The sequence below is a fragment of the Bacillus sp. URHA0034 genome (assembly GCF_056280405.1).
On record NZ_JBWCDK010000002.1, the window covers coordinates 5,318,797 to 5,331,930 of the forward strand.

Below are 13,134 nucleotides of genomic sequence, written 5' to 3' on the forward strand. Positions count from 1 at the left end.
AATTTTCAGACGAACGATAAATTTTTCATTTGTGCGTTTATTTGTTTTCTTAAATAAAGTACTGTAGCTGAATTCCAAAAGAAATAAAATTATTTTATAGGATTAATTTAATAGGTTCATTCAAGTAGGGTTTCGAAATCATTAAAGCGATTTCAAAAATAAATTGACCTTTCTAAAAATTATAATAAAATGATAGTTAATAAAAGGTTTGTTTGTTGATTAGTCAAACATAGTAAATCTTGTTCTGTGATAACAAAAAGGTGGTTATTACCTTTCATTATAACCACTTCCATTTGTATGGAGTCAAGTGTCTATTATGAAAATTGACTAAATTATGTTGTCGTAAAAAAATAGATCATTCATAGGAGGGATAGGTAAAAATGACTGATAAAAGCAGATTATTAAAAAATGACGATAGAAATGATTTCAAGGCTCCAAAGGATCCAGTGGACAAACGGGATAGCTTTTTCGTTATGTTTGAGAAAGTGATTGAGGCAACTCCCCGTAATGATGGTAATCCATCACAGGAAATCTATTTAGATGAGGGAAGATTGAAAAGTATTGCAAACCTTGTAGGTGGCGTCAGAGATGAGGGAATTTTGACTCTTCTTGATAGTTGTGAGGGATTTCATAAGCTGGTTCACAGTATAGGTGTAATAATAAAAACAGGAAATCAACATGCAGGAACAATCAATTTTGTCTTACACAATTATGGAAAAGAGAATAAATATGAAACTGGAACACTACTAAGAATGCCATGTCCTACAGATGGAACCGAGATGATTTTAGAACTTGGGGATTTTCAATGGTCCCAAGATGATGATGTGCTTGGCAAATTTGCCTTTGAATTTGACCATCCAGGTGAACTAGCAACAGCAAGTGTTAAATTCTATCTGCATGATGCCTATAACGTACCTGAGATAGCGTTGGAACCGCCGGTCGCATTCGACTCAGAGGGTTACCATGCCATGATTAGAAAATCCCTTTTAAGTAAAGGAAACAATCAAAGATTAAAAGCAGCAATTGAAAAAGCAGAAACAGGCGAGGATGTTACCATCGCGTACATAGGGGGTTCCATTACTCAGGGTGCTGGAGCAAAACCAATCCCTACTCATTGTTATGCCTATCAATCTTATCTGAAATTCAGAGAAATGTTTGGGAAAGATGATGGGAAGAATGTCCATTTTGTAAAGGCCGGAGTAGGAGGTACCCCATCCGAGCTCGGCATGATTCGATATGAACGCGATATTTTAAGGAATGGAAAAGTAGAGCCGGATATCGTGATTGTTGAGTTTGCAGTAAATGATGCCGGAGACGAAACAAAGGGAATTTGTTATGAGAGCCTCTGTTTAAAAATACTTTCTTCAGAAAACAAACCAGCTGTTATTTTATTATTCAGTGTGTTTGAAAATGACTGGAATCTACAGGACAGGCTTTCTCCTGTAGGAAAGCACTATGATCTTCCTATGGTAAGTGTAAAGGATGCAGTGGTTGAGCAGTTTAGGCTTACAAAGGAAGAGGGAAACATCATAACCAAGAGGCAATTTTTTTATGATATCTATCATCCTACTAATGACGGTCATACTATAATGGCAGATTGCCTTTCTTATTTATTTTCCGAAACAAAGCAGTCCATTAAAGATCAAGTTGACATTGTAATAGATAAATCACCGCTTATCGGTAATTGTTTTAAAGATGTTCAGTTACTTGATAGGAAAGATAACCGAATAGATACAAGGATAACTATGGGCGGTTTTTCGGAAACAGATGAAGATTTGCAACTGGTTGAGATGGATGATAACCCTTTCGTTACTCCTCAATTCCCAAATAACTGGATGAATACCACGACATCGGGAAATGAAAGTTTCAAAATGACGATCAACAGCAGAAGTCTCATTCTTGTTTATAAGGATTCAGGAAGTAGTGAGTTTGGTATAGCGGATATATTTGTAGATGGCCAAAAACTAAAATCCGCCGACCCACATGAAGTTAACTGGACTCATTGCAATGCTGTCATTTTGTATCAGGAAAATGTCTGCCGGGAACACCAGGTAGAAATCAAGATGGCTTCCGATAATGAAGACAAATTTTTTACCATTTTGGGATTCGGATATACTTTGTAACTAATTCAGGTTCCTGCGTGGAACCTGAATTTTAAAAAGGTCGTTGGAATTCTACTACAATTTAAATGAAAAATCAGGAGTTTTAAGAAAGGATTTGTTTATGGAATTTGCAATCAACCAAGAAATGTTAAAAAATGTATCTGTTTCAAATGATAATTCATTATTTTATCAGGAAAAAGAAGCTTTCAGTGGTGTAAATAGAATAGCTAGAAAGGTTATGCATGATATAGAGTTGGTTTTCGGATTTGCACCACAAGCAACCACGGACCGACATAAGCTTGGAAAGAATGCTGTTTTGTATGGAACTGTAGATCATAGCCCAGTACTTGATGAACTTGAAGAGAATAAGCTGATTGATCTGTCAGAAATAAAAGGAAAGAGAGAAGTATATTTATTTCAAGTGATTCATCATCCATTTGAAGGCGTTGATAAGGCATTGGTCATCGTAGGAAGTGATAAACGCGGTACCATATACGGTCTTTTTCATTTATCAGAGTTACTTGGTGTTTCTCCGTTGGTAGATTGGTGCGGTGTGAAGCCACAGCATAAAGATTCATTCTCCTTAAGTGGAAACTTGAAATACATATCTAAAGAGCCGTCTGTCCGTTACCGCGGTTTTTTTATCAATGATGAATGGCCGGCCTTTGGTAACTGGACAATGAAGAATTTTGGCGGGTTTAATGCAGATATGTATGATCACGTTTTTGAACTGTTGCTAAGATTGAAAGGAAATTATCTCTGGCCAGCCATGTGGTCAGCTCGTTTTAGTGATGACGGTCCGGGGTTAGCAAATGCTGAATTAGCAGATGAATATGGCATAGTAATGGGGGCCTCTCATCATGAGCCTTGTCTGCGGTATGGTGAGGAATATAAATATCTGCGTGGAGAGAACTCGATTTATGGCGATGCCTGGAATTTTAAAACGAATAGAGAAGGGATTACACGGTTCTGGGAAGACGGTCTGAAGCGCAGCGGTAAATTTGAAAATGTCATTACGGTTGGTATGCGAGGCGAACAAGACACTTCCATCATGGGTAAAGAAGCGACACTGGCAGAAAATATCGAATTGCTGCGAGATGTACTAAGAACACAAAACCAGTTGATTCGGGAAAATATTAACCCTAAACTTTCGGAAGTGCCAAGAATGCTGGCATTATATAAAGAAGTGGAACCCTTCTTTTATGGAGATAAGGATACACCAGGGTTAATGAACTCAGAGGAGCTTGAAGATGTCATACTGATGCTCTGTGATGATAATCATGGAAACTTGCAGACCTTACCAACCAAAGAAATGCGTAATCATAATGGCGGTTATGGTATGTATTATCATTTTGATTATCATGGCGGACCCATCTCGTATGAATGGATCAACAGTTCCTACCTTCCTAAAATATGGGAACAAATGACGATGGCTTACGACTTTGGTATTCGGGATTTGTGGATTGTGAATGTAGGTGATATTTGTACACAGGAATTTCCTTTATCTTATTTCTTAGATTTAGCTTATGATTTTGAAAAATGGGGAACGAGTGCAGTTAATAAGAACGATAATTATACAAAGGAATGGATGGAAAAGCAGTTTGATGGTGTGTTCGGTGAGGATCAAAAGAAGAAGGTATTCGAACTACTTACAGGATATACAAAAATTGCTCATAAACGTAGACCTGAACACATGAATTCCGAAGTCTATCACCCGGTGAATTACAAAGAAACGGATCATACATTACAGCAAATCGAATATCTTTTGGATATTGCGGAGGAACTATATAAGAATGTTGATACCGAAAACTTTTCTGCTTATTTCTCACTTATATATTACCCTGCTGTAGGAAATCTAAATTTGCAGAAGATGTGGCTGCTTACCGGGAAAAACCATTACGATGCAAAGCTGGGTAAAATGGAAGCAAACAGACTGGCTGATCAGATTAGAGAATGCCTGAAAAGAGATAGGGAACTGGTTGAGGAGTATCATACGATTGAAAATGGTAAGTGGTACGGAATGGGACTATCTGAGCATATCGGATTTACTCGCTGGAATGAGGATGAATGCCAGAACCCTGTACTAATGCACGTATTACCTGCTAATAAGCCAAGACTGGTAGTTTCAGTGGATGGGCCAGATCAGCACTCTGAGGGTAGCGCATGGCATAAAAATAAAGTATATTTAAATGACTTTTTACGGCCAGATGTGGAGGAAGCTTCCTTTACGATCTCTAGTATTAGTGATATAAATGCAGATTTTAAGATTACTTGTAAAAATCAGTGGCTGATGTGTTCTAAGACGAGCGGCAGCTTAGATGGAAGACAAAAAACGATTGAAGTCATTACTGTAACGATTGATCGCAGTGCGATGAATGACGAGACAGAAGGCAGTATTGTAGTGGAGATGCCGTATGGGATCTGTACAATCATTGTCAACGTATCGAAGAATGATTTTAGTGAATTACCTAATATGACCTTTGTCGAGACCAATGGATATATTTCCATAGAAGCCGAACATTATTTTCTGAATAAGGAAGCAACAAATCAGCAGGGTGATGTTAATAGATTTCAAGTGCTTGAGGGATACGGCAAGACATTATCTGCCATGAAGGCTTTTCCGACAACGGAATATTTTACAGTAGGAAAGGACGCACCGTATCTGGAATACTATTTTGTAGTTCAGGAAGCTGGAGTCCATGAATTGGAATTATATATGCAACCTTCCAATCCGGTCACTACAGATAATATGTTATTCTGTGGAATTCAAGCAAATGAGGATGACATTAACATTATTAATACACTTCCGGAAGGATATCGCGTTGATGATCGAAACTGGGCAGCTGGGGTGCTGAATCACATCCGCTGTCACTGTAGCGTTATAAATTGTAAGGCGGGATTAAATAACCTGAGGATTTATGCGGTGAGCCCAGGATTTGTTTTGGAAAAGCTGGTCATTTATCCGGAAGGAAACAAACCTGCAAGCAGCTATCTCGGGCCGACGGAAACTTATTATATAGGGAAATGAGTAAGTTACATTATATTTCGGGCTGACACCAAAGCTCTACCCAAGCGATTGTCCTTGTAGGTTAAATATATCCATAGAATGAAAAACGCCCGTTCTTTGTAGGAAGAATATATATAGACTCTGCAAGTCCCTTGGCGGGTCTTTAAAAATAGTAGAAGGAAGCAGGGAGGCATGGTCCAAATTCCCTGCTTTCTTAATAACTTGTTGTTATGAAAAAATAAGAGGCCCTAAACATGGGCGAATACCTATAGAATTATTTTTAGCCCTTCATATTTCCATTTATATATTGTTTTGGTGTAACTCCAGCGAATTTTTTGAAAACCTTCGCAAAATGACTTTGATCATGAAAGTTTAGGAGAGTGGAAATTTCAGCTAAAGTATAGCTAGAATAAGACAATAGGTTTTTTGCTTCCTCTATCTTAGTCTGTTGGATAAATTGCAGAATTGAAATTCCTACTTCCTTCTTAAAAAGATTAGATAGATAATTGGGATTCAAGGAAGTTAATTCAGCTAGTTGGGAAAGGGTTATATTCTCGTAAAGATGGTTAAAAATAAAATTTTGACACATATTAATAGGCTTAGAGTATTTACGTTTTTTGCTATTTTCTACTCGTTCAGCAAATTCTAATAAGGCATTTTCTGTTAATCGATCAACTGCTTTACTTTCAGTTAGTTCCTCGAGTTTCTGGATATATAAATCACTAAGGTTATAAGCTATTTCTTGAAAAAGTCCACCTTCTACTGCTGCTCTTGTTGCGAGGGTGATAATTGAAATTGCTAGATTTTTTTGGCTTCGCAGATAACTAGTCTTTGAAAGAACTCCTTTTTTTCCTTGTTTTTGAATAGCGTGAAAACTTTCTAATAATTCATCCTTTTTACCTGTTCTTATATAATTTAAGAAGTTATTTTCAATGGATATGTCGGTATGAACAATCTTATTTTGGCGTCCTTCGGTTATTTGAATATCAGGAGGCTCTACCTCAATCTTTTTCTTTTCTACTTCCTCATTATTCTGCAAGATATCTGCCAATTCCAATTTTTGTTGATAAACCATGTAATAAATAACCATGCTCATATTTATTAAATTAAAATTACTTAGAACGGGAAGATCGGTATAATAACTAACCATTTCTTCTTTCCTTCCTCTAATTTGCAGGTCTCTTAAGGTACCATTGATGGTATCCTCTGTCATCCTGAAATTAATAACAGGGCCAACAATTATATTTCCACTTGATTGATCATTAGAGTGTATACTGATTGAAAAAAACTTTTCAAGGTAAGCTGTTTCCTTTAGTACGGGAAAATGATGAAGCCCGATTCCCGAAAATAGTTCAGCAATTATAGCGGAATTTGAAGGGTATAAGGGATTATGCCGAAAATTAGGAGCCATTTCATAGACTAAATCTCCATTATTATTAAAGTAGTAAACGGGTATTTTATACATGTTAAAAGCTAAGTTACAAATAAATTCTAAATCCTCTTGTTTAAAGATACGCATTCGTATACCCCCATTTTTGTAAAAAAGGAAATCAAATTAAAATGTAATTTTTACTTTTTATCTGTAAAACATACCATAAAATAGCCGGAATAAAAACTATAATCTCTTTAAGAAATCGATTTCAAAAGTTTAATAAGGAGGTAGAGCTAAGAACCAAGAGTGGAGAGATTTATCTCGCAAGCATTGATAACGCTGTCAAGTTAGGGCCCCGGTTTGAAGTAATACAACTTATTATATGCAAACGGTGACATGGGAAAAGGATTACTAAAAATAATTCAAATTTCTTTAGTAAGTTTTTAATGAAATGTAAACGGATTCAACGTATGTATGATGCTACCATATAATTTATTTTTCGCATTCTATCTAATATCAAAATATTCTTGAGGTGACTTGTATGCGTCCATTTGGTTTCAGAGATAAGATCGGGTACTTGTTTGGTGATTTTGGAAATGACTTCTTTTTTGGTCTTGTAGCATCATTCTTGATGGTCTATTATACTGACGTTTTTCATCTAAATCCTGCGGGTGTAGGGGGGTTATTCCTATTAGCCCGTCTGTGGGATGCTGTTGCAGACGTTTCATGGGGACGTTTTGTTGATACAAGAAAGGCAGGGAAAAATGGGAAATTCAAGCCTTGGGTTTATAGGATGTCATTCCCGCTTGTGATTTCAGGTATATTAATGTTTATTCATATTCCAGGGATGTCAAATGGATTTTATACAGCGTATGCCTATGTAACCTACATCCTATGGGGAACATTGTATAGTACGGTTAATATTCCTTACGGTTCAATGGCTTCGGTAATTACAGCGGACCCGGTAGAGCGTACAACTTTATCAACTTGGAGATCTCTTGGAGCAACTTTGGCACAATTAATTGTTGGAGTAGTCGGACCCTTGCTCATGTTCGTAAATAATAAAGCTGATGCTAATCACTTTTTAATGGGAGCCATCATTTTCGGAATTCTATCAATCTCAAGTTATATGGCTTGCTATAAATTAAGTGTTGAACGAGTAGTAATGAATGAATCCGCGAAACCAAATGTTAATTTGGCAAAAACCCTAAAGGGTCTTTCCAAGAATAGGCCATTAATAGTTTTCCTAATTGGATCACTTATTTTCTTAATAAGTTTAATGTTGATGGGTACTGTAAATACTTATTTATTTAAGGATTATTTCGGAAATGCAAAAATATTAAGCATGCTCAGCCTTGTTCAATCAGCTACTATATTTATAGGGATGCCGCTTGTTAAACCCTTGGTAGCAAAGTTTGGAAAAAAAGAAGTCGTTTCAACAGGATTCTTGCTTGCATCAATTGTCTACTTCATTTTATACCTGTTGCCAAATTTAACAGCCATACAATTTATTGGGATTTTATCTATAGGTATGTTTGGTTATGCCTTATTTAACTTAGTAAGTTGGGCGTTTATTACTGATTTAGTGGATTATCATGAATATTTAACTGGTTTACGCGAGGATGGAACCATATACTCGCTATATTCTTTTGCCCGGAAAGTAGGTCAAGCTCTTGCCGGCGGTATAGGTGGTGCAGCGGTTGCAGCTGTTGGCTATAATCCAGCTCTTCAGTCACAAACTCAAAGTACACTCCAAGGCATTCATACACTTGCTACATTAATACCAGCAATTGGTCTATTATTGGTTTTTGGATTTATTTCCTTCTTATACCCTTTAAACAAAAAACGTACTGCACAACTTGTAAATGATTTAGAAGTAAAAAGAAATGAAGTGAATTCTGGTAAAACCGCATGAAAAATAGGGAGATAGCTTGTAACACACTTTTAACTATCTCCCTAAAATTAAAATCAATTTAATAGATAAATTACTTTCTTTGCAATTGAATCAAAGTTCACTGAAGCTATTATTGTATTAAAGGAGATTTAGAGATGTTATATCCTATTGTTACAGACACACGAAGCATAATTGATTTAAACGGGATTTGGAATTTTAAGCTGGACCCAGGAATTGGAATTCAAGAAAATTGGCAAAAGGCCAAATTAAACGATACAAGAAGTATGGCAGTTCCTGGATCTTTCAATGAAATTGGAGTGAATGCAAGTATACGTGACCATGTTGGTTGGGTTTGGTATGAACGAGAACTTACACTACCGAATATTCTTACCGCTGAACGAGTGTTTCTGCGATTTGGATCTGCCACACATTTTGCAAAGGTATATGTAAATGGAGAACTCGTTGTCGAGCATAAAGGTGGTTATTTGCCATTTGAGGCAGAAATTAATAACTTTTTGCAAAAGGGGAAAAATCGATTAACTGTTGCAGTCAATAATATTGTGGATGAAACAACCTTACCGGTTGGCTTTGTAACGGAAAAAAATATTCCTGGCGTTGGAAAGGTTATTCGCAACCAGCCTAATTTCGATTTTTTCAACTACGCTGGGTTACATCGCCCCGTGAAAATTTATACAACACCGACTACTTATGTTAAGGATGTAACGGTTGTAACTTCATTAGATGGGAAGGTTCATTATTCTATTGATATAGTAGGTTCGGCACAAGTAAAAGTAAAAGCTGTAAATGATTTAGGTGTTATCGTTGGAGAGGCTGAAGGAGTCTCCGAGACAATTAGAATCCCAAACGTAAAGCTGTGGGAGCCGCTAAATGCCTACTTGTATACACTTCGGGTAGAGTTGGTAAAGCATGGTGAAATCGTTGATGTTTATGAACAGCCATTTGGTGTTAGGACAGTAGAGATAAAAGAGGGCAAGTTCTTTATTAATAATAAGCCTTTTTATTTCAAAGGATTTGGCAAGCATGAAGATTCGCCTATTCATGGAAGAGGGTTTGATGAAGCAGCAAATGTTATGGATTTCAACCTAATGAAATGGACTGGGGCAAACTCGTTCCGTACGGCCCATTATCCGTATTCGGAAGAAATCATGCGTCTTGCTGACCGTGAAGGGTTTGTCGTCATTGATGAAGTTCCAGCAGTAGGATTGCACTTGAACATGATGGTGATGTATAACGGTGGAGAACTTCGAAGTACTTGGAAGGAGCTTAAAACATTCGAACATCATCAACAGGTTATCAAGGAATTAATCGAACGCGACAAGAACCACCCCTCTGTTGTTATGTGGAATATCGCCAATGAACCTGCCTCGGAGGAAGAGGGGGCATATGAATATTTTAAGCCTCTAATCGAACTGGCAAAAGATCTGGATCCGCAAAAACGTCCTATTACTATTGTTACTCAAATTGAATCTTCACCTGAAAAGGATCAAGTTGCGGAACTATTGGATATTCTTACCTTTAACCGTTACTACGGCTGGTATGTTGATGGCGGTGATTTAGTATCAGCTAAAGAAAAGCTTCGCACCGAATTTAATGGCTGGCTAAAACGATGCCCTAACAAACCGTTCATGATGACCGAATATGGTGCTGATACCGTTGCAGGATTGCACGATGTTGAGCCGGTTATGTTTACTGAAGAATATCAAGTAGAATTCTATAGAGCAAACCACGAAGTGTTTGATGAATTTAATCAGTTTGTTGGCGAGCAGGTATGGAACTTTGCTGATTTTGCAACTAGCCAAGGAATTATCCGTGTTCAGGGAAATAAAAAAGGTATCTTTACACGTGATCGTAAACCTAAGTCCGTAGCACACGAGCTGAGAAGACGCTGGACAGTCATACCTGATTTTAACTATAAGGACTAAGGCCTTAATATTAAGTTTGTTATTTGGTTAATATGGTTACGAAAACTAACGACTGTTGCCAGATTAAACCATACTTATGGGAAAATTAGAGGAGATTTATTATGTATTTGGTAATAGATATAGGAGGAACGTTTGTTAAATATTCATTAATGGATGCAGCGGCAAATATTGTAAGCAATGGCAAACAGCCAACTCCTAGGACAAATTTAAATGATTTTGAGAAAGTGATATTTTCTATTATTGAGGGGTATGACTTAATTGATATAAAGGGAATTGCAATCAGTTGCCCAGGAACAATTGATGTGGATACCGGAACCATTTATTATGGTGGTTCCTTCCCCTTTTTACATGAAGTAAATTTGAAAAATAACATTGAAAAGAGATATGGTAAAGATGTAACTATCGAAAATGATGCAAAGTGTGCAGCATTAGCCGAATTATGGCTTGGAAGTGTGAAAGATGCTAAAAATTCGGTGGTACTCGTACTTGGAAGTGCAGTAGGAGGTGGAATCATTATTGATGGAAAGGTTCACCGCGGGGTTCAATTATCTGCAGGTGAAGTAAGTTATATAATGAATCAAATCAATCCAAATACAAGGAAAGCAGAATATTTTGGGTTGGTTTGTTCTGCTGTTGATATGGTGCGAAGGATTGCCGAAATAAAGAAACTTGAAGATCCAACAGATGGAGAAACGGTATTTAAATATATCAAGAACAACGATTTAGAAGCCAATACGATTTTCAATGAATATTGCATTTACTTAGCCGCACAAATACTAAATCTAAACTATATATTAGATCCGGAAGTTTTTGCAATTGGTGGAGGAATTAGTGTTCAGCCAATTCTGCTTGAAAGAATTCAATGGGCAATTAAAGAAATAAAAAGGGTCAACCCTTTGCATACAGCCAATCCTAAAGTAGTTGCTTGTAAGTTTCATAATGATGCCAACCTTCATGGGGCATTGTATCATTTCTTTGTCAGTAAAGAATACACAAGCTCGAATTTTATAAAGCATTAATCAAATAAAGAACAACCGAAAAACGACCACAAGCTTGATAAGGAGCTTGTGGTCGTTTTTCGTATGAAAGGAACAAATTATCAATTGTATCATGCAACATAAAGGGGAGTTTTAAATAAACATGATAGTAATGAAAAAATAACCGCCCAGCATCAGAATTACGGATATATTGTTTCAATATTAGTTAGAAAAGGAGGGATTGTTAGATGGTATGGACTATTTTTATCTTTCTATTGATTGTGTTTATTATAGGGCCCATTGCCTTACTTTTGTGGTTAAATATTTTAGCAAGGAAACCACAGCATTCGATTATCAGAGCACATCCTTATTTGGGATGGATGCGGTACTTATTAGAAAAGATTGGCCCGGAATTCAGGCAATATTGGTTTGATGATGACAATAGTGGAAAACCATTTTCACGAACAGATTTTTTAGGGATTGTTTTTTCTGCCAAATATCGAAGTGATCTTTTAAGTTTCGGTTCCAAACGTGACTTTGATAAGCAAGGTTTTTATATTGCAAATGGTTTGTTTCCCTTATTAAATGAAGAGTTAAGGGTTGACAATCAAGAAAATGTCCACTCTATGAAATATAAAATTGATCATGAAGGATTGTTTACTCGTCACGAACAGCTAGAAAAGGACCAAACAACACGTTGGCTTTACCATGAAGAAGAGACAATCATCGTTGGCGGTAATCGGAAAGTTCCATGGAGACTTCGCGGTCCATTTGGAGCCTCTGCCACATCTTACGGAGCAGTCGGCGAAAACTATATCCTTTCAACAGGTCATGGCAGCCGTATGGCCGGTGGTTCATGGATTAATACGGGCGAGGGCGCAGTTGCACCAGAGCATTTAGAAAGTGGTGTAGATGTGGTCGCTCAAATTGGTCCTGGAATATTTGGCTTCCGCGATGACGAAGGGAATTTTTCCATAGATGAATTTAAGTTTAAAGCCCAGGAACCGAATATAAAAGCGTTTGAGCTTAAGTTCGGCCAGGGGGCAAAAATCCGTGGCGGACATCTGGAGGGATCGAAGGTTACAACGAAGGTAGCAAACATTCGTAAGGTTCCAGTGGGGAAAACCATTAATTCACCAAATCGCTTTCCATTTTTGCATAATTCGCTCGAAACGTTGCAATTTATCAAAATGCTGCAAGATGAAGGTGGAAAACCTGTCGGAATCAAAATTGTCGTTGGACATCCATCCAACTTGGACGAATTTTTCGAGACCATGAATAAGCTTCGGATTTATCCGGACTTTATTACGGTTGATGGCGGAGAAGGTGGAACAGGCGCCACTTACAAATCAATGGCAGATACTATGGGGCTTCCCTTATATCCCGCTTTAATTGCGGTTGTTGATAAGGCCTATCAGTTTGGTCTGAGAAATAAGCTGAAAATTTTTGCATCAGGAAAGTTAATTTCAGCCGATAAAATTGCTATTGCCCTTGCGATTGGTGCAGATGCGGTGAACTCTGCACGAGGATTTATGATTGCTAACGGCTGTATCATGGCTCTTCAATGCCATACGGGTAAATGCCCTACAGGCGTAACGACCACTGATCAAAAATATCAAGAAGCCCTTGTACCAGAGGAAAAGAAATGGAGAGTCATGAACTACATCATTAATGTTCGTCAAGGTTTGTTTGCCTTAGCTGCCGCTTGTGGAATTGATAGCCCCCGTAAATTCAATCGTGATCACATTGTATTTAAAGATGTCGATGGAAAAATAAAAAGGTTATCAGAACTGTTTCCAATTCCTGATTCTTCGGCGGAATTATTTTAAAAGAACTTTA

7 protein-coding genes are annotated in these 13,134 nt (G+C 37.3%); 6 read left to right on the top strand and 1 reads right to left on the bottom strand.

The features are described 5' to 3' along the window. Positions 1–380 precede the first annotated feature (380 nt). Both ACZ9EE_RS27895 and ACZ9EE_RS27900 read left to right on the top strand, forming a co-directional pair. Positions 381–2,123, top strand: a complete 1,743-nt coding sequence (locus ACZ9EE_RS27895; protein WP_476031814.1) for an SGNH/GDSL hydrolase family protein — start codon at positions 381–383, stop codon at positions 2,121–2,123. Positions 2,124–2,223: 100 nt separating this feature from the next. Continuing rightward, positions 2,224–5,130 (top strand): glycosyl hydrolase 115 family protein, encoded by a 2,907-nt coding sequence (locus tag ACZ9EE_RS27900; RefSeq protein ID WP_476031815.1) that lies wholly within the window; start codon positions 2,224–2,226, stop codon positions 5,128–5,130. Positions 5,131–5,389: 259 nt separating this feature from the next. Here ACZ9EE_RS27900 and ACZ9EE_RS27905 read toward each other — a convergent pair whose 3' ends face one another. Beyond that, the gene (locus ACZ9EE_RS27905; protein ID WP_476031816.1) at positions 5,390–6,628 is read right to left on the bottom strand and encodes a helix-turn-helix domain-containing protein; all 1,239 of its coding nucleotides are present in this window, start codon (positions 6,626–6,628) and stop codon (positions 5,390–5,392) included. A gap of 394 nt (positions 6,629–7,022) precedes the next feature. Here ACZ9EE_RS27905 and ACZ9EE_RS27910 point away from each other — a divergent pair, with 394 nt between their 5' ends. The 4 genes from ACZ9EE_RS27910 (at position 7,023) to ACZ9EE_RS27925 (ending at position 13,124) form a co-directional block, all read left to right on the top strand. Beyond that, a complete protein-coding gene (locus ACZ9EE_RS27910) occupies positions 7,023–8,396 on the top strand; it encodes an MFS transporter (RefSeq protein ID WP_476031817.1) in 1,374 nt (457 codons plus the stop codon). A gap of 134 nt (positions 8,397–8,530) precedes the next feature. After that, a complete protein-coding gene (gene uidA, locus ACZ9EE_RS27915) occupies positions 8,531–10,318 on the top strand; it encodes a beta-glucuronidase (protein ID WP_476031818.1) in 1,788 nt (595 codons plus the stop codon). A gap of 101 nt (positions 10,319–10,419) precedes the next feature. After that, positions 10,420–11,337: an ROK family protein gene (locus ACZ9EE_RS27920; RefSeq protein WP_476031819.1), complete on the top strand. Its 918-nt coding sequence runs from the start codon at positions 10,420–10,422 to the stop codon at positions 11,335–11,337. Between the two features lie 206 nt (positions 11,338–11,543). Continuing rightward, positions 11,544–13,124, top strand: a complete 1,581-nt coding sequence (locus ACZ9EE_RS27925) for a glutamate synthase-related protein (RefSeq protein ID WP_476031820.1) — start codon at positions 11,544–11,546, stop codon at positions 13,122–13,124. The last annotated feature ends 10 nt before the right edge of the window (positions 13,125–13,134 follow it).

Bases quoted from the DNA above. Each gene is read 5' to 3' on its own strand.
- ACZ9EE_RS27895 (WP_476031814.1), top strand. From the start codon at position 381: ATGACTGATAAAAGCAGATTATTAAAAAATGACGATAGAAATGATTTC.
- ACZ9EE_RS27900 (WP_476031815.1), top strand. From the start codon at position 2,224: ATGGAATTTGCAATCAACCAAGAAATGTTAAAAAATGTATCTGTTTCA.
- ACZ9EE_RS27905 (WP_476031816.1), bottom strand. From the start codon at position 6,628: ATGCGTATCTTTAAACAAGAGGATTTAGAATTTATTTGTAACTTAGCT.
- ACZ9EE_RS27910 (WP_476031817.1), top strand. From the start codon at position 7,023: ATGCGTCCATTTGGTTTCAGAGATAAGATCGGGTACTTGTTTGGTGAT.
- uidA (WP_476031818.1), top strand. From the start codon at position 8,531: ATGTTATATCCTATTGTTACAGACACACGAAGCATAATTGATTTAAAC.
- ACZ9EE_RS27920 (WP_476031819.1), top strand. From the start codon at position 10,420: ATGTATTTGGTAATAGATATAGGAGGAACGTTTGTTAAATATTCATTA.
- ACZ9EE_RS27925 (WP_476031820.1), top strand. From the start codon at position 11,544: ATGGTATGGACTATTTTTATCTTTCTATTGATTGTGTTTATTATAGGG.